This window comes from Hyphomonas chukchiensis, assembly GCF_000682695.1.
Lineage (GTDB): Bacteria > Pseudomonadota > Alphaproteobacteria > Caulobacterales > Hyphomonadaceae > Hyphomonas > Hyphomonas chukchiensis.
The window spans coordinates 1-16,960 of sequence record NZ_AWFG01000023.1 but is presented as its reverse complement, the minus strand read 5'-3'; the positions used below and the strand labels follow the sequence as shown (position 1 = coordinate 16,960).

18 protein-coding genes are annotated in these 16,960 nt (G+C 59.3%); 5 read left to right on the top strand and 13 right to left on the bottom strand.

Features of this window, described 5'->3' with window-relative positions; all coding sequences use genetic code 11:
- Positions 1-11: 11 nt before the first annotated feature.
- Together HY30_RS19240 and HY30_RS09445 are read right to left on the bottom strand one after the other, a co-directional pair.
- A complete protein-coding gene (locus HY30_RS19240; protein WP_051615246.1) occupies positions 12-941 on the bottom strand; it encodes a GIN domain-containing protein in 930 nt (309 codons plus the stop codon).
- Between the two features lie 100 nt (positions 942-1,041).
- Positions 1,042-2,007 (bottom strand): GlxA family transcriptional regulator, encoded by a 966-nt coding sequence (locus HY30_RS09445; RefSeq protein ID WP_034739541.1) that lies wholly within the window; start codon positions 2,005-2,007, stop codon positions 1,042-1,044.
- Positions 2,008-2,073: 66 nt separating this feature from the next.
- Here HY30_RS09445 and HY30_RS09440 point away from each other — a divergent pair, with 66 nt between their 5' ends.
- A complete protein-coding gene (locus HY30_RS09440; RefSeq protein ID WP_034739539.1) occupies positions 2,074-2,778 on the top strand; it encodes a DJ-1/PfpI family protein in 705 nt (234 codons plus the stop codon).
- Here the strand turns inward: HY30_RS09440 and rimO are convergent.
- Entirely contained in the window at positions 2,760-4,097 is a 1,338-nt protein-coding gene (rimO, locus tag HY30_RS09435; protein WP_034739536.1) for a 30S ribosomal protein S12 methylthiotransferase RimO, read from the bottom strand. The two genes, HY30_RS09440 and rimO, sit on opposite strands and share 19 nt — an antisense overlap.
- A gap of 164 nt (positions 4,098-4,261) precedes the next feature.
- On the opposite strand from rimO, the gene HY30_RS09430 reads away from it, so the two are divergent.
- Positions 4,262-4,522 carry a hypothetical protein gene (locus HY30_RS09430; protein WP_034739535.1) on the top strand — a complete coding sequence of 87 codons (261 nt, stop codon included), beginning with the start codon at positions 4,262-4,264 and terminating at the stop codon, positions 4,520-4,522.
- Between the two features lie 4 nt (positions 4,523-4,526).
- Here the strand turns inward: HY30_RS09430 and HY30_RS09425 are convergent, their stop codons facing one another.
- The 3 genes from HY30_RS09425 to HY30_RS09415 form a co-directional block, all read right to left on the bottom strand.
- Positions 4,527-5,054: a hypothetical protein gene (locus tag HY30_RS09425; RefSeq protein ID WP_034739532.1), complete on the bottom strand. Its 528-nt coding sequence runs from the start codon at positions 5,052-5,054 to the stop codon at positions 4,527-4,529.
- A gap of 108 nt (positions 5,055-5,162) precedes the next feature.
- On the bottom strand, positions 5,163-5,504 hold the full coding sequence (grxD, locus tag HY30_RS09420; RefSeq protein ID WP_034739530.1) for a Grx4 family monothiol glutaredoxin: 342 nt from the start codon (positions 5,502-5,504) through the stop codon (positions 5,163-5,165).
- 86 nt (positions 5,505-5,590) lie between these two features.
- On the bottom strand, positions 5,591-7,456 hold the full coding sequence (locus HY30_RS09415; protein ID WP_034739528.1) for a M2 family metallopeptidase: 1,866 nt from the start codon (positions 7,454-7,456) through the stop codon (positions 5,591-5,593).
- Between HY30_RS09415 and HY30_RS09410 the strand changes: the two genes are divergently transcribed.
- On the top strand, positions 7,455-8,105 hold the full coding sequence (locus tag HY30_RS09410) for a DUF1993 domain-containing protein (protein WP_241765688.1): 651 nt from the start codon (positions 7,455-7,457) through the stop codon (positions 8,103-8,105). The two genes, HY30_RS09415 and HY30_RS09410, sit on opposite strands and share 2 nt — an antisense overlap.
- Before the next feature lies 1 nt (position 8,106).
- Here HY30_RS09410 and HY30_RS09405 read toward each other — a convergent pair whose 3' ends face one another.
- Positions 8,107-8,337 carry a BolA/IbaG family iron-sulfur metabolism protein gene (locus tag HY30_RS09405; protein WP_034739524.1) on the bottom strand — a complete coding sequence of 77 codons (231 nt, stop codon included), beginning with the start codon at positions 8,335-8,337 and terminating at the stop codon, positions 8,107-8,109.
- A gap of 80 nt (positions 8,338-8,417) precedes the next feature.
- Between HY30_RS09405 and HY30_RS09400 the strand changes: the two genes are divergently transcribed.
- Complete coding sequence (locus HY30_RS09400; protein WP_051615244.1) at positions 8,418-9,413, top strand: M28 family peptidase; 996 nt, start codon at positions 8,418-8,420, stop codon at positions 9,411-9,413.
- Here the strand turns inward: HY30_RS09400 and purL are convergent.
- From purL to purQ, 3 genes are all read right to left on the bottom strand, one after another.
- Entirely contained in the window at positions 9,410-11,713 is a 2,304-nt protein-coding gene (gene purL, locus HY30_RS09395; protein WP_034739522.1) for a phosphoribosylformylglycinamidine synthase subunit PurL, read from the bottom strand. The genes HY30_RS09400 and purL overlap by 4 nt on opposite strands.
- Positions 11,714-11,760: 47 nt before the next feature.
- A complete protein-coding gene (locus HY30_RS09390; protein WP_034739520.1) occupies positions 11,761-12,771 on the bottom strand; it encodes an adenosine deaminase in 1,011 nt (336 codons plus the stop codon).
- Positions 12,772-12,846: 75 nt separating this feature from the next.
- The gene (gene purQ / locus HY30_RS09385; RefSeq protein ID WP_034739517.1) at positions 12,847-13,515 is read right to left on the bottom strand and encodes a phosphoribosylformylglycinamidine synthase subunit PurQ; all 669 of its coding nucleotides are present in this window, start codon (positions 13,513-13,515) and stop codon (positions 12,847-12,849) included.
- Between the two features lie 154 nt (positions 13,516-13,669).
- On the opposite strand from purQ, the gene HY30_RS19705 reads away from it, so the two are divergent.
- Positions 13,670-13,822: an entericidin A/B family lipoprotein gene (locus HY30_RS19705; protein WP_081812164.1), complete on the top strand. Its 153-nt coding sequence runs from the start codon at positions 13,670-13,672 to the stop codon at positions 13,820-13,822.
- Between the two features lie 58 nt (positions 13,823-13,880).
- Here HY30_RS19705 and HY30_RS09380 read toward each other — a convergent pair whose 3' ends face one another.
- From HY30_RS09380 to HY30_RS09370, 3 genes are all read right to left on the bottom strand, one after another.
- Entirely contained in the window at positions 13,881-14,981 is a 1,101-nt protein-coding gene (locus tag HY30_RS09380) for an FAD-dependent oxidoreductase (protein ID WP_162176923.1), read from the bottom strand.
- On the bottom strand, positions 14,981-15,778 hold the full coding sequence (gene rlmJ / locus HY30_RS09375) for a 23S rRNA (adenine(2030)-N(6))-methyltransferase RlmJ (protein ID WP_051615238.1): 798 nt from the start codon (positions 15,776-15,778) through the stop codon (positions 14,981-14,983). Before rlmJ ends, HY30_RS09380 begins: the two co-directional genes overlap by 1 nt.
- A gap of 85 nt (positions 15,779-15,863) precedes the next feature.
- A partial coding sequence (locus HY30_RS09370) for a M28 family peptidase (protein WP_034739514.1) occupies positions 15,864-16,960 on the bottom strand: 1,097 nt, incomplete at its 5' end.

Here is a 16,960-nt window from a genome sequence, read left to right as displayed (position 1 = left end):
CTCCTCTGATCTTAGCCTTTAATCTCAATATCACCGCCGCTGGATTCGCGCACGTCGCGGGACTCAGGATTGCCCCGCACGGTGATATCGCTGCCGCTTGATGCCCGCGCATCGAGGTTTCCGCTGATATACGCATCAACATCGGCGCCACTGCTTGCCTGGATATCGCCATTTACGCACTTCAGATCGCCGGCAGATACGTCTGCGCTGGAAGAGGCGGAGACATCCAGCATCTGGCAGGTGCCGGAGATTTCCACATCGGCGCTGGAAGAGGATTCAATTTCAATAAGTTCAGAACCGGTTGCGTCAACAGTGGCGTCAGCACTGGAGGATGCTTCCAGGGTCAGCTTGCCGCCGAGCACTTTTGCCGTGGCATCTGCACTGGATGAAACATCCAGATCGAGGTTTGTGGCCGCCAGTTGCTTTGCGTCGAGATCGGCGCTTGAAGAAGCGCGGAGTTTGGCCTGCTCAACTTTACCGGCAAGCGTCAGGTCGGAACTTGACGACACGGATCCGGAGAACGTGGGCACATTGAGGCCTGATGCCGAGAGGCTCGACGAGTTGGCAACGGAGACCTCTTCAAGGGCCGGGGCGGTGACGCGTATGGTGTAGGAAGGTACGCGTTTGCCGTTCACCTTGACCACTTTGAGTCCGTTCTTGGTGGACAGGGAGACATTGCGCGCCCAGCCGGCCTTGTTGCGGAGGCTATTGCGACTAACCAGCAATGTCTGGTCTGTCTGTTCGATGAATATGTCGCTGAAGTCGCCTTCATCCTGCTCGACCTTGATTGAGGCATCGGGGCCTGTTTCGAAAATGACGTCCACGGCGCCGCGCGTATCAATCGCGGTGAAATCACCGGCCGGGAAGGATTTCGATTCTGCGCTGGCAATCGGCGCAAATGCGGCAGCCAAGGCGATAAGGGGCAGGGCGATGCGTATCATGAGGCGTCTCCATGTTGGTTTCTAGAGACTATTGTATATCGAAATACGATAAGTCAATCGTTGTTTTTCGATAATATCTATTGATATTAGTTTTTTGGTCTTATCCCCTGCGCTGACGGCGCAGAACCATTGGGGGCTGTCCGTAAGCCCGCATAAAGGATACCCGCATACGTTCAGCGTCGCCGAAGCCGGTCTGCTGAGCGATTTCCTGGAGCGAGATGCCTGTCATCTCGACGCGTTCCCGTGCCGCTTCGAGTCTCAGCTTTTCAACAAGTCGGGCGGGTGTCGTACCCGTTTCTGCCCGAAAGACACGCGCAAAGTTCCGAGGACTCATTTTGGCTTGCTCAGCCATCTGTTCGACCTTCAATTCGCATCCCAAGTTCGCCTGGATCCAGGCAATCAGCGTGTCGAAACGTCCGGACGCAAGCTTCACGTCCTGCATCACTGAAAACTGCGATTGGCCACCCTGACGACGTTGATGGACGACCATCTCCCGTGCGGAGTGTCTTGCGACATCCTCTCCAAGATCTTCCTCGACAAGCGCCAGCGCAAGATCGATCCCGGCCGAAATGCCGGCGGAGGTCCAGAACTTTCCATCACGCACAAAGATGCGGTCCGCGTCGAGCTGGACGGCAGGAAAGTGACGGGTCATGTCCGGGCAGCGGCGCCAGTGCGTCGTGGCTTTACGTCCGTCAAGAAGGCCAGCAGCTGCGAGGAGAAACGCGCCGGAACACACGGATGTGGTCCGCCTTGTCCGCACCGACAGATCCCGTATCGCACTCATCATGGCGCCGTCGCGCATAGCGGTGCGCGTGCCTTCACCGCCGGATACGATCAGCGTACCGAGCGTCAAACCGGCCGGCAGGGATTCGGAATGCATCGAGATGCCGCTGGACGACTTCACGGGACCACCCGGCAGCGAGTAGACGGTTAGTCGATAGGGCGGCGGATTGAGCCCACGAACCGGCATTTCGAACACTGTAATCGGGCCAGCTGCATCAAGCAGCTGAAAGCCCTCAAAGATAAGGATGCCTATGTCTCGCGTAGCAGTATTGGCGGAATTCATGGGAACAATGTCCTTTCTGCCAAACGGGATCTAGGACAAATTCGCAATGCCAGCAAGGAGACCCGCATGAGCCAGCCCTTCACCACTGTCTTTGCCATCTACCATAACATGACCCATCTCGACTTTACGGGGCCTCACCAGGTGCTCTGCCGCTTGCCAGCCGCTTCTACCCTGATCGCCAGCCGAGACGGGGGCGAAGTCACAGCTGAGGGCAATCTCGTGATCGGTCGAACGACGAAACTGTCGGAGATCGAACATTGCGACCTGCTCTGTGTTCCGGGCGGCATGACTGCGACGAAGGTCGCGCTGGATGAGGCCTTTACAGCCGAAATCCGCCGTCTGGGCCTCGGCGCAAAATACGTCACCTCCGTCTGCACGGGATCACTGATCCTTGGGGCCGCCGGCTTGTTGCAGGGAAAGCGCGCGGCCTGTCATTGGGCCTGGCGGCATTTGCTGCCCGAGTTCGGCGCGATCGTTGATGAATCCCGGGTGGTTCGTGACGGGAACACGATAACGGGCGGCGGCGTCACGGCGGGGATCGACTTTGCGCTGACCATGGTGGCGGAGATCGCGGGGGAGGCCTACGCCAAAGCGCTGACATTGGGCTACGAATACGCGCCCTCGCCGCCATTCCCGGGTGGCCGGCCGGAGCTTGCCGAGGCTGAAACGCTCTCGGCCTATTCAGCGCACATGGACAAGTTGATTGATCAGCGACGTATCGAGGCCCATGAGGCTGGCCAGCGAATGCTGGCTCAGGCCGGGCGGCCGTAGAGGTCGTAATCGTCGGCGCCGTCAATCTCCACCGGCACAATGTCTCCCGGCTTCAGGTGCATTGCGTCTTCGAGATACACAACGGCGTCGACTTCCGGCGCGTCCGCTTTCGTGCGACCGATCATGATGCCTGCCTCATCGCCGGCGCCGTCGATGATGACATCCTGCACTGAACCAATCTGGGCTTCGGCGCGCGCGGCAGAGACTTCGGCCTGAACCTGCATGAAGCGGTGCCAGCGCTCTTCCTTGACTGCTTCATCGACATGGCCGGGCAACGAACGACTGTCGGCATGGGCGACGTTTTCGTATTTGAAGCAGCCAGCGCGATCGATCTTCGCTTCGCGGACAAAATCCAGAAGGATTTCGAAGTCTTCTTCCGTCTCGCCCGGAAAGCCGACAATGAAGGTCGAGCGGATGGCCAGCTCGGGCACATCGCGCCGCCATTGCTGGATGCGTTCAAGGACGCGGTCCTGCTTGGCGGGACGTTTCATGGCTTTCAGGACATTCGCAGACGCGTGCTGGAAAGGGATGTCGAGATAGGGCGTGATGAGCCCTTCGGCCATCAACGGAATGACCTGATCAACATGGGGGTAGGGATAGACATAGTGCATCCGGGCCCAGACGCCGAGGCTGCCAAGCCCCTTGGCGAGATCCAGGAAGCGGGTATGATACTCAGTGCCACGCCACGTTTCCGGCTTGTAGCGCACGTCGAGCCCGTAGGCTGATGTGTCCTGGCTGATCACAAGAAGTTCCTTCACGCCGGCCCGCACCAGCTGTTCCGCTTCTGTCAGCACATGGTGGATCGGCCGGGACGCAAGGTCGCCGCGAAGTTTCGGGATGATGCAAAAGCTGCAGCGATTGTTGCAGCCCTCGGAGATCTTCAGGTAGGCATAGTGGCGGGGCGTGAGGCGCAGGCCTGCCTCGGGTACGAGATCCAGATGGGGGTTGTGAGGGGGCGTCAGGTGGGTGTGCACCGCCGCCATAACGTCTTCATACTGGTGCGGGCCGGTGATCGCGAGCACCTTGGGATGGGCTCTTTCGATCACATCGGGCTCGGCGCCCAGACAACCGGTGACAATAACTTTCCCGTTGGCCTCAATAGCTTCGCCGATGGCTTCGAGGCTTTCATCACGCGCGCTGTCGAGGAAGCCGCACGTGTTGACCAGCACGAGGTCTGCTCCGGCATAATCCGGCGCGATCTGATATCCCTCGGCCCGGAGGCGGGTGATGATGCGTTCTGAATCCACCAGCGCCTTTGGGCAGCCGAGGGAAACGATACCCACTTTAGGGGCGCTTGGGATGAAGGTCGTTGCTGTCATGGCGCGCGCTTTAGCACATCGCCGGGCGTTTGCGAGCCGAATGTCTCAGCGCGGAAACAGCGTGAATCGCGCGTTAAGGACGTTTCGCGAATTTGGATGCTACATTTTCGTGGATAAAAACATGTTCAGGTTAGTTTTGTCTCCGTCGTGAAACGGAGATTTTAATGTCAGCGTTCGCTGTAAGTGCCCTTTACTGGCTGGCGTCAGGTCTCGGCCTGATGCTCATAGGGTACGTTTTGCTGCGATGGCGCAAATCAGCGCGTGCTTGCTATCCAATGCCGTTCCGTCGCCGCAAGGGATACCTCGCCGGATTGCTCTTTGCCTTAACCGCGACCTTGCTGCCGCTTAGCCTGCGGCCGGATAACTGCGCGGGCTGTGTGCTGATGGCTGCACCCGGAATGGTCGCTGACTTCGTCAGCAATTAGCCCTCTATTCGCGATTGAGACGGTTTATCAGCCTTTGCTGAACGCGATCCTGCAGCATCTGGGCGACATCGCGCTGAGGGAGCGGCGATGCTGACGCAGGAGTGGCCTGCATGGAATGTGGATTGGCGGCGTTATAGGTCATCGCCATCGGCGGCTTTCCCGTCGCGTCCAGTACCGGCATGGTGACCTCCCCTTGCGCTGTGAGTGACGCCGATATCCGCTGCGACTCCGCATCCATTCCCGACACGGGACGCTGGGCAAGGATTTCGAATTTCGCCATCATGACTCCGATTGTGAGCAGTCTGGCATTGCGAATGGCGACGGCAACAAGGGCTGCCCCTGGGGCCGGATGACAAAACTGCACTGCAACACTATTCCGTTGCCGCGGATAGTAACGATAGATCCCGCCAGACGGCCCGGAGAACTCGACCGTGAATGAATGCGCGTCGGCGACATTTCTCAGTTCGATCGACCACGGCTCTCCCGCGACGCAAATCCTGTCCATAAAGAAATCAAAACCGTCCCCAGCCATCGCAAAATCTCCCAATGTGTTACATTGAGAGATGCGTAGTTTGACGGTAAATCAGGTCAGCATAGAGAACGCGTTCTCGTTCGCCCACCAATGTCTGTCGGCTGGATATCAGGCGGCGGCGTCGACTTCCACGCCCTTGTCCTGAAAGAAGTCGCGCAGCTCGCCGCTCTCGAACATTTCTTTCACGATATCGCAGCCACCAACGAATTCGCCCTTCACGTAGAGCTGAGGAATCGTAGGCCATTGCGAATAGGCCTTGATACCTTCGCGCACAGCGGCGTCTTCGAGCACGTTGGTCGAAACATATTCAACGCCAAGATAGTCCAGTACCTGAACCACGACAGATGAAAACCCGCATTGCGGGAAGGTTGGCGTGCCCTTCATGAAAAGGACAACGTCATTGGCTTTTACAGCCTTTTCGATGGCGTCGAGCGTAGTCTGGTCGGTCATGGCGTGTTCCTGCAGTACGTGTTCAGCCCTGATGTGTGGTGCGCGGCGGCTTACGTCAAGCGGGCCGCCGCGCACAAGTGGTTTGCCTATTCGGCTGCTGGCTCGTCCCAGCCGCAGGATTGGCCTTCATTCTGTTCTTTCAGATAGACCATGAGCGGATCGAAATACTCGACAATGGCGCTGCCATCGATCTCGCGGGTGCCCGTGAAGGCTTCAAGCGCGTCCGGCCAAGGCTTGGAGGCGCCCATTTCGAGCATCGCGTTGAAACGCTCGCCGACTTCCTTGTTGTCATAGATCGAGCAGCGGTGAAGCGGACCTTCCCAGCCAGCCTGTTCACAGGCCGCTTTGTGGAACTGGAACTGCAGGATGTAAGACAGGAAATAACGCAGGTAGGGAGTGTTGCCCGGGATATGGTATTTCGCGCCGGGGTCGAAGGCGTCAGCCGGACGTGGACCGGGCGGAACAATACCCTGCATCTCGAGGCGCTTGGCCCACCATGCATCATTATAGTCTGCTGGTGCGGTCTTGCCGGAGAGGACGTCCCAACGCCAGCCATCCACGGTGAGCGCGAATGGCAGGAAGGCGATCTTCTTGAGGGCGATATTCAGCAGCAGGGCCGTGTCGGCATCTGCCGGCGGCATCTCGCTCTCATTAATCAGGCCGATCTGTTTCAGGTATTCGGGCGTGATGGAGAGGCCGATGAAGTCACCAATGGCTTCATGAAAGCCGTCATTGGCGCCATCCTTGTAGAGGAAATCCTGATCCTTGTAGGCGCGCTGGTAGAAATTGTGGCCTAGCTCGTGGTGGACCGTGTCGAAGTCTTCTTCGTTGACCTCGGTACACATCTTGATGCGCACGTCGTCCTTGTTGTCGAGGTCCCACGCCGAAGCATGGCAGATGACTTCCTTGCCTTCGGGGCGCGTGATCATCGAGCGTTCCCAGAAAGTCTCGGGCAGGGGCGCGAAACCGAGCGAGGTGAAGAAGGCTTCACCCGTCTTCACCATCTTGATCGGATCATAACCCTTTTCAACGAGGCGCTGGGTGACGTTGTAGCTGGGTCCGGGCGTGTCGGTCTTGACCACGTCATAGATGCCCGACCAGTCCTGTGCCCACATGTTGCCAAGCAGGTCTGCGCGGATCGGGCCGGTCTTTGGCTGAACGTCATCACCATATTGGGCGTTCAGGCGCGTACGGGCGTAGCAGTGCAACTCCTTGTAGAGCGGTTCGACCTGGCTCCAGAGTCGGTCGACTTCGGCTTCCATCTCTTCGGGTGCCATGTCGTAGTTCGACAGCCACATCTGGTCGAGGCTCGGGTAGCCAAGCGCCACGGCGCCTTCATTGGCAATTTCGACCATACGCGCATACTCGTCCTTCATGGCGGGCGAGACTGTGCGCCAGCCTTCCCAGACGGCTTTCAGCTCTTCCGGGTCGCGCGAGGTTTCGATGATCGTCGACAGTTCGTCGAGCGTCATGTCCTTGCCTTTGTAATTGAACGTGCCGGTGCCGTACTTGGCGTCGAGATCGGTTGTGATCGTTGAGAGTTCTTCAGCAGCCCCTTCAGTCGACGGGGCAGGGATCGTGATGCCTGCGCGCAGCTTGGTCATCTTGCGGGCAAGATCCTGAGGCAGGTCGTCGATATTGAATTTCTTGGACTCATTGGCCAGCGACACGGACAGCTTGGTCGCGCGGGCGCCGATTTCGGCCGCGGCGGCATTGGTCTCGTCAGTAATGTTCGTCGCCTGGGCCCAGAAAACGAGGCTGGCTTCATCCGACATGTCCGACAGTTCGGATTCCGCGCGAGCCATAAAGGCGCGGGCTTCGGTTACGGTCGGTGACTCTGTTGTGGCTTCAGCCGCAACAGGGGTCGTTTCCTGAAGGGTTTCTTTTGGCGCCGCACAGCTGGCGAGGGCAATAGTCAGCGCTATAGCGCTGGTAGCGAGTGATAAACGCATGGTGAAAAGCGACTCCCTTGGTGAAATTTGCCCCGAAGTGACAGGATTGAGGCGCCGCGGTCAATCTCAGCGCGGACAAAATATTGATTGTTACTTTCAGGGCTCACCTTATCTAGCAGGAGCACAAATGGAGCGCTCCCTCATGTCCGACACAATGTCCTACGTTCTGAAAACATCCGTTAATCAAATGCTGGCGTCGATGCGCGCGAGCCTGAGGAAGGGCGAGGCGCAGGCGCGTGCCACAGACGTTGAAGATTCCGTGTTTCTGTCGGCGCGGCTCTATCCCGACATGCTGCCGCTCAGCCGTCAGGTGCAGATCGCTTGTGACAATGCCGCTCGCGGCGCGGCGCGGCTGTCGGGCAGCGAAATCCCGAGCTTTCCGGACACTGAAACGACATTCGCCGAATTGATGGCGCGATGCGATAAGGCGCTGGCTTTTGTCAATTCTGTCGACGACGCGAAGGTGGATGCGAGGGAGCATGAGACGCTTCAAATACCGGTGGGACCGCAAACCATGCCCATGCAGGGGCGCCAGTACCTGACCACGTTCGTCCTGACGAACATGATCTTCCACGTGACGATGACCTATGCCCTCTTGCGTCATCAGGGCGTGGCGCTTGGCAAGCGCGACTTCCTGACCGGCCAATAGCTCAGGGCGCTTTGGTCTTGAGGGCGAGGGCGTGCAGTTCGCCGCCCATCGTTCCCTTGAGGGCAGAATAGACCAGCTGGTGCTGTTTCACGCGGGGTAGCCCGGCGAATTGCGCGCTGATGATCTCGGCCTGCCAGTGATTGTCGTCGCCGGCGAGGTCAGTGAGCGTGATCTCGGCATCCGGGAAGGCGTCGGTCAGGTAGCCGAGCAGTGTGTCGCGGTTCATGGCCATGGCAGCGTGTCCTCAATTGCGATAGGCACATGGACGTGGGCCCGCCACGGGTCAAGGTCAGGCACGGAGACAGTGCAGCCATGGGCAACCGGAAAACATGGATTATTGCAGGTATAACGGGCGTGATCGCTCTCGTGATTGGTGGCGGTTTGCTGTCGCTCAATCAGACGGAAGAAGTGCCGAGCCTCGTCCAGTACCAGCCGAAATACATCGATGCTGGCGCCATGCTGAGATTTACGGAAACGCTGTCGAGCGACGCGCTTGAGGGCCGGGCCACGGGCACGCGTGGCAATGAAGCGGCGCGGGATTTCATCCAGAAACGTTTCGAAACGCTGGGCCTGCAAATGCTGGGCGATGCTTTCGCTCATCCGTTTACGGCAAGGCCTGACAAAGATGGGGCCGCGCCGGTCAACGGCGCCAATGTGGTGGGCATGATCAAGGGCACGACCGACGGGCCCGTCCTTCTGATAACGGCGCATTATGATCATCTCGGTGTCATTGATGGCGAGATATACAACGGCGCGGACGACAATGCGTCAGGCACCGCTGCACTGATTGACGTCGCGCAGTATTTCACACGGCACAAGCCGGTCCACGACATTGTTTTCGCAGCGCTTGATGGCGAGGAAATCGGGCTTCTCGGGGCGCACGCGCTGTTGGACGACCCGTCCGTGCCGATGCAGCGTGTCGTGCTGAATATGAACTATGACATGGTGAGCCGCTCCGAGGCCGGAGAACTTTATGTCGCTGGCACGTTCCACAATCCGGACCTGCTGCCGCTTGTGGAGCGCGTCGCGGCCGAGGCACCCGTGAAACTTATTGCGGGCCACGATGACCCGGCTCTGGGAGAGCCTGCCGACTGGACGAGCCAGTCAGATCATTCGGTATTCCACGACGCGGGAATTCCGTTCCTCTATTTCGGGGTCGAAGACCATCCCGGCTATCACACGCCGTCAGATGACTATGCCAACATCACGCCAGACTTCTTCGCGCGCGCCGGCGACACGTTGGTCATGGCGGCGATGGCGGCTGACGAAGAACTGGACATGATCGGCGGCGAGAAGGCGGCCGATTAATCGACCGTGTTCATGTAGCCGGGCAGCCAGTCTTCATTCGCGCTGCGAAGGGCATCAAGGCCAACCGAGAATGTCTGATCCTTGCGGACATCCACCGCAAAGGTGAGGCCTTCGGATGCATCCGTAATTGATCCCAGCATTAACATCGGCACATCCGGGCGCGCTTCAGCAAACTGAGCCAGCGCGTTCTCCGCGTCGCCAGCGACGGTGAAGATGTAACGCGCCTGGTCTTCACCGAAGAGGGCGGCGTGAAGGTGCGAGGCGGGGAAGCCCTGCAGCTCTGGGCTAATATTGACCACAGCGCCGCAATTGGATGCGAGCGCCACTTCCGCCACGCTGCAGGCAAGACCGCCATCGCTGATATCATGCACGGCAGTTGCCAGCCCAGCGCCGATGATGTCCCGGATAAAGCTAGCATTGCGCTTCTCGACCGCAAGATCGACCGGCGGCGGTGTTCCGAGGGCTTCGCCTTTCAGGCCGAGCACGCTGCGTGCATATTGGGTCGCGCCGAGATGGGTGCCGATGCCGCCAACCATGACCAGAAGATCGCCGGGTTTGGCGCCCTTGAGTGTGGCAGACTTGGAAATATCCTCAAGCAGGCCAACACCACCAACCACTGGGGTCGGTGGAATCGCGGTGCCGTCGGTCTCGTTATAGAGGGACACGTTGCCTGACACGACGGGGAAGTCGAGTTCGCGGCAGGCCTCAGCCATGCCTTCGATCGCCTTGACGATATAGCCCATCGTATTCGGCTTTTCAGGGTTGCCGAAATTCAGGTTGTCGGTGATTGCAATCGGCGTCGCGCCGACGGCGGACAGGTTGCGATAGGCCTCAGCGACGGCCTGCTTGCCGCCCTCATAGGGGTCAGCGGAGACATAGTGCGGGTTGCAGTCCGAGCAGATCGCCAGGGCCTTGTTGGTCTTGTGAATGCGCACGATGGCCGCGTCACCGCCTGACTGGGAGGAGTCGATCGTATCGCCCATGACGTGGCGGTCATACTGTTCCCAGACCCAGCGCTTGGACGCCATGTCAGGCGTGCCCATGAGTTTGAGGAGCGTGCCGGCAAGGTCAGTGGGTACATCGAAAGCGGCCGGATCAAGTGCCACGCGCTTCGGTGGCTCGTTCCACGGTCGGTCATAGTTCGGGGCATCCTCGGCGAGTGGAGCAACCGGGATATCGCACACGACTTCGCCGAATTGGGTCAGCACGAGGTGCCCGGTATCCGTTGTTTCGCCAATGACTTCTGCCGACAGGTCGTATTTGTCGAAGATGGCCTTCGCCATGTCGATCTTGTCCGGATAGAGCACGATGAGCATACGCTCCTGACTTTCCGACAACATGATCTCGTAGGCCGTCATGCCCTCTTCGCGCTGGGGCACCTTGTCGAGATCCATGATGACCCCAATGCCTTCGCCATTGGCGCCGCCGCTGGCCGCCATCTCGACCGACGAAGACGTCAGGCCTGCCGCGCCCATGTCCTGGATCGCCTGGATGGCGTCCGTGGCCATCAGCTCAAGGCAGGCCTCGATGAGCAGCTTTTCGGTAAACGGGTCGCCAACCTGAACGGTTGGGCGCTTCTCTTCGTCGCCCTCGGAGAATTCAGCAGACGCCATGGTTGCGCCATGGATACCGTCGCGGCCGGTCTTGGAACCAACATAGAAAATCGGGTTGCCCGGCGTCGCGCCGCGGGCATAGAAAATCTTGTCCTGGTCCGCGAGGCCTACGGCCATCGCGTTGACGAGGATATTGCCATTGTAGCCTGCGTCGAACTGGGTTTCGCCTGCCACGGTCGGCACGCCAACGCAGTTGCCATAGCCGCCGATACCGGCAACGACGCCCGCCACAAGGCTACGCGTCTTGGGGTGGCTCGGGTCGCCGAAGCGGAGCGCGTTTACCAGCGCAATAGGACGCGCGCCCATCGTAAACACGTCGCGGAGGATACCACCGACGCCCGTCGCTGCCCCTTGGTACGGCTCGATATAGGACGGGTGGTTGTGGCTCTCCATCTTGAAGATGGCGGCCTGTCCGTCGCCGATATCAATCACGCCGGCATTTTCGCCCGGGCCCTGGATGACGCGGGCATTCTTGGTCGGGAATTTCGACAGGTGGCGACGCGAGGATTTGTAGGAGCAGTGCTCTGACCACATCACCGAATAGATGCCGAGTTCGACAAGATTTGGCTTGCGCCCAAGACGGGTGACAAGCCGTTCCCATTCATCGGCTTTAATGCCGTGTTCAAGGCCCTGGGCCTCTTCCTGGGTGGCGGTGAGATGGGCGAGGATCGCGGATGTATCAGGCATTTGGGCGCTTTAACCGCAAAGTGCGCGAGTCGCCAGAGCGTTTGTGCCTATGCGGCCAGTACGCGCTCGATTTCGGAGAGATGACGGGCCTTGTCCGCCTCACTCATGAAGGCTGCCGTAAAGCTGTTTCGGGCCAGCTGGATGAGTTGCTCATTGCTCAGGTCGAGCGCATCAGCGATGGCCTGATAGTTCTGGTTCACATAGCCGCCGAAATAGGCGGGGTCGTCGGAGTTCACCGTTACAAGGAGGCCTGCTTCAAGCTGCGCTTTCAGCGGGCTCTGCTTCAGATCGTCGATCACACAGAGTGACAGGTTTGAAAGCGGGCAATTCGTCAGCGGGGTCTGCGTGTCCCGCAGAACCTGCAGCAGGCCTTCGTCTTCCATGGACCGATTCCCATGGTCGATCCGGTCAGCGCCGATGTCGATGAGGGCTTCCTGCACATATTGCGGCGGTCCTTCCTCGCCAGCATGCAGGCACAGCTTGAAGCCCAGATCGCGGCATTTGGCAAAGAGCCGCGCGAACTTGGAAGGGGGGTGGCCGATCTCGGAACTGTCGAGACCAACGCCGATAAAGCGGGCGTGATAAGGCTTGGACTCTTCCAGCAAGGCGAACCCGTCGTCTTCGCTGAGGTGACGCAGGAAGCTCATGATGACATGAGACGTGATGCCCAGCTTTGTCTCGCCGTCTTCCAGCGCTTCAAGAATGCCGTCGGCGACCGTTGCGAACGCGACGCCGCGCTCGGTATGGGCCTGGGGATCGAAGAAGATTTCCACGTGGCGGACATTGTCAGCGGCGGCGCGCTCCAGGTAGGCCCATGTCAGGTCGTAGAAGTCCTGCTTGTGCAGTAGCACCGCCATGCCCTGATAGTAGATGTCGAGGAATTCCTGGAGGTTCGAGAAGGCGTATGCGGCCTTGGCCTCTTCGAGCGTTTTGAAGGCGGTCTGTATCCCGTTGCGCTCGGCGATCTGCATCATCAGCTCAGGCTCGAAGCTGCCCTCAATGTGCAGATGCAGTTCGGCTTTTGGCAATTTGGCGATGAGCGTGGCGCGGTCAGTCATTCAGGGCCTCCAGCAGACACGGGCATGAACCACGCTTTAAACACGAACCGGTGTGCGCTCCAAGGTCGGGGCAGTCTAGGCTGCGTTCAGGAGGCTTTGGAAAACACCAAGGCCGTCTGCGCCGCCTTCATTGCCGCCCATGGCCCGTTCAGGGTGGGGCATCATGCCCATGATCCGGCCGTTCTCGCTCAGGATGCCGGCAATGTCGCGCGACGCGCCGTTGGGGTTTTCGCCCGCAGCATAGCGGAAGACGACACGCCCTTCGCCTTCGAGTCGGTCAAGGGTGGCCTCGTCGGCGAAATAGTTGCCGTCATGATGCGCGATCGGGATCGTAACGGTCGAACTGCTGCAATAGGCGCTTGTGAAAGCGGTATTGGCGCTTTCCACGGACAGGCGCTGAGGCCGGCAGACGAAGTGCAGGGATGCGTTGCGCATGAGAACGCCCGGCAGAAGCCGTGTCTCACAAAGTATCTGGAAGCCATTGCAGATGCCGAGGACATATCCGCCGCGTTCAGCATGCGCCTTGAGTTGTTCCACGACTGGCGAGTTCGCCGCCATGGCGCCGCAGCGGAGATAGTCGCCATAAGAGAAGCCGCCAGGTATCACCACGAGATCCGTATCCTCGGGGATTATGCCGTCCTTGTGCCAGACCATGACCGGAGCCTTGCCGGTAACCTGGGCAAGCGCGTCTTGCGCGTCACGGTCGCAGTTGGAGGCAGGAAATACGATAACGGCGGTTTTCATGCGGCTCCTTTAGCAGGGAGTCGCAGGAAAAGGGAATAGAATTTCAGCCGTTTATGCCCTCACACAGGACTCTTTCTCACGCGCAAAATGACGGCTTGCCGGTTCCAAATTACAAGCACATCATGGCTCGCTCAGTCGAGAAGGAGAGCATATAATGAAAAAGTTCCTCATTGCCCTTATGGCGGTTTCATATGTCCCGTTCGTAACGGCCTGCAATACGGTTGAAGGCGTCGGCAAGGATGTCGAAGCGGGCGGTGAAGTCGTCCAGGACGCTGCCAAGGAAGTGAAAAAAGAGATTACACAATAGTCTCCCCCGCTACCTGGCCGGAGTAACGGCCGAAAGCACTCTTCAGGGACTGGCCCAGCTAATTCTTCATGAATTTCAAGTCGATATGACGCTTGAGAGACCAGAGACCGGGCAGATTGAAAGCCAGTCCCCACTTTTCAGCCACCGCACGGCGTCTCCCCAGGCTGATCAGTTTGAGATAATCTGATTGCGGTCGATAGATTGTGAGCGCCTCGCCCTTGGCAAGTCGTGTGATCTGCTCAGCCAGCACCGGGCCCTGCCTGACAGCATAGACACCAGCCTTCGGTCTCGGATCGAAACCGAGGTGGGCGGTGTCTCCGCACGCAAATATTTCCGGATGACTGACAGACCGCAGTGTCGGATCGACGACGACAAATCCCTCATGTGTGGCCATCCCAGCTTGAGCCAGCCAAGCGTGAGGCCGCGCCCCGGTGGCGAGCGCGGTAAAGCACGATGGCACCCGATTGCGTGAATCCAGGGTCAGCGTTTCGTTCGACGCATGGGTCACCGATGCCCCTGTATTGACAGCGACTCCAGCGTGACCCAGGGCCTTCGTAAGCAGCTTTCGCAAGCGGGCTGTGCCATCCAGCAAGACGGCATCCGCGCGCTCAATCAGCGAAACGCGAACCGGGTTATCCATTTTCAAGCTATCGAGATGGTACTTCATGGACAGCGCCAGCTCGATGCCGGCGGTGCCTGCGCCGATGACGGCGGCATGCGGCGGCAATGATTGCGATTGGACATCGGCCAGGAATTGACTCCAGCGGTCCGCAAAAATGCCAAGCGGCTTTACCGGAACGCCAAGGGTCCTGAGGCTTTCTGGTCCGTCGATTGCAGCCACGGCGCCGATATCGAGGGATGCATGATCAAATTCAAAGAAGCTCTTGTTCGCGAACGTTGCGGTTCGCTTCATAGGGTCAAAATGGGTAACTTCTGTGGTGTGGAAGGTGACATTTGCGGCGTTGCAGAGGGTTTCCAGGGGTATTTCGAGGGTATTCCGTGGCCAATGCCCGGCAATATGCCCCGGCAACAGGCCGCTATAGGATGTCGTGGGGTCCGGACTGACGAGATGGAGTTCGAGCCCGGCGACTGGATTGCGAGCAAGATGCCTCAGTGCGACGACGTGCGTATGTCCTCCACCGATGAGGAGGACGCGCACTAGGATCGCGCCGCTTCTGCCGACCACCAGGATTGGAGGGATGAGGCTATGGCATGGCTGGGGGCGCTGGCCGAAGAGGGCGCGCGGAAGGCGACAATTGCAGAGCCCTCAAGTGCGCTTTCATCGTCCACATCCACAGGCCAGCGTGCGCCTGCAATGATGCAGTCATCGAGGCTGGCGAGGTATTCACCGAACTCTGTCTCGCGTCCGTCGCGGAAGAGGGGCAGCCAAAGGATGAGGATGCCGTTTGGCCAGCGCTTGAGGGCACGCGGTGTCCAGAGGGCGAGCGCATCAATGTCCCGGCTCGTCTCATAGCTCGGATCCACGAAGCAGACCATTTGCTCGGCGCCGCGTGGCGCGAGCTTGAGCGCGCCGGAATAGCCGTCGGAATGCTTCACCTGCACGCGCGGATCGTTGCCCACCGCCTTGGCGAGCGCGGCGTGCTCGGCCGGATGTTTCTCGAAGAAGATCATGCGGGCAGACGGCGGCAGCAAGGATTGCGCAAGGGCTGGAGAGCCTGGATAGTCCTTCATCCCACGTGCCTCGACATCGGACACCCAGGGCTTCAGGGGGCGGGGAGGCTTGCCCTGATGGAGCGCGATGATGCCGGTATCGCATTCGCCGCCCTTGCGCGCCTGTTCGCCCGTTAGGTCATAGCGGCCACGTCCGGAATGCGTTTCAACATACAGGACGGGTTTCCCCGCGGCCGCGATCTCTTTCAAAAGGGCATGCAGCACCGCGTGCTTGAGCACGTCGGCCCGGTTTCCTGCGTGATAGCCGTGTTGGTAGGAGAGCATTGGGTGGTCTTTCGAGGCTTCAAAATGAAATAGTCCCGAACGGCCTTCGGGGCCATCCGGGACTATGACGTTTAGCTACAGGCGTCTATTGGGCGCCGAGCGATTCCTTGCGGGCTGCTTCGAACTCGTTCGCCGGATACCATGTCGGCCAGTCGGCGGAATCGGCAATGCCTTCACCCACGGCATAGAGTGCCTGAATGTCCTCTGCGAAACCCGAGAGGTCCCAATCGTCCGAATATTCATCCATCGGTTTGTGGTAGCGTTCGGCTGTATAGGCTGCCGCAGCTGCCTTGCCGGCCGCGATGCCGCCCTCAAGCTTGTCTTCACCACCGTCAGCATAGAGCATCGGCACGCCGCGCTTGGCGAGCGAGATATGATCGGAGCGGTAGAAGTAGCCGGCTTCCGGCTTGCCGTCCGGTTTGATGACGCGATTATCGGCCTTCAGGATATCCGTAAGACGGTCTTCAAGCTCCGATGCGCCATAGCCGATGACGACCATGTCATGCGTGCGGCCCACGGGTAGGGCGCCATCCATGTTGATGCCAGCAACGATCTTGTTGAGGGGCACGGTCGGGTGTTCGGCGAAGTATTCGGACCCAAGCAATCCGGATTCTTCGAGCGTGACCGATACGAACAGCAATGAGCGCTCGTGGGGCTCAGCCGCGAAGGCTTCAGCCAGTTCAAGGAGGGCCGATACGCCGGTCGCGTTGTCAACAGCGCCATTATATATCTGATCTTCGTAGAAGTCCTCTCCGGGGGCGCCGGTTTTCTTGCCTGTTTTCTTCCCAAGGTGATCCCAGTGGGCGGTGTAGAGCATGTACTCATCAGGCGCCGTGGTGCCGGGTAGGACGCCGATCACATTGCGGCTGTCCAGTTTCTCGATGGTCTGGACGATTTCGCCCGTAGCCTTGAGGCCGCTCAGTGGCACGGGCTTGAAGCCTCGTGTCTTCGCGGCTGTTTTCATGGCTTCAAAGTCCAGGCCGGCAGACGCAAAAAGCTTCTCGGCCATTGCGCGGGTGACCCAGCCTTCCAAGTCTGCACGGTCAGCGCCGCCATCTTCGCGAACCAGATCCGACTGGGCGCCGGACCATGAGTTCTTCACGACATCCCAGCCATAGGAGGCTGGCTCAGTTTCGTGAACAATGATCGCCGCGGTCGCGCCTTTACGGGCGGCTTCTTCAT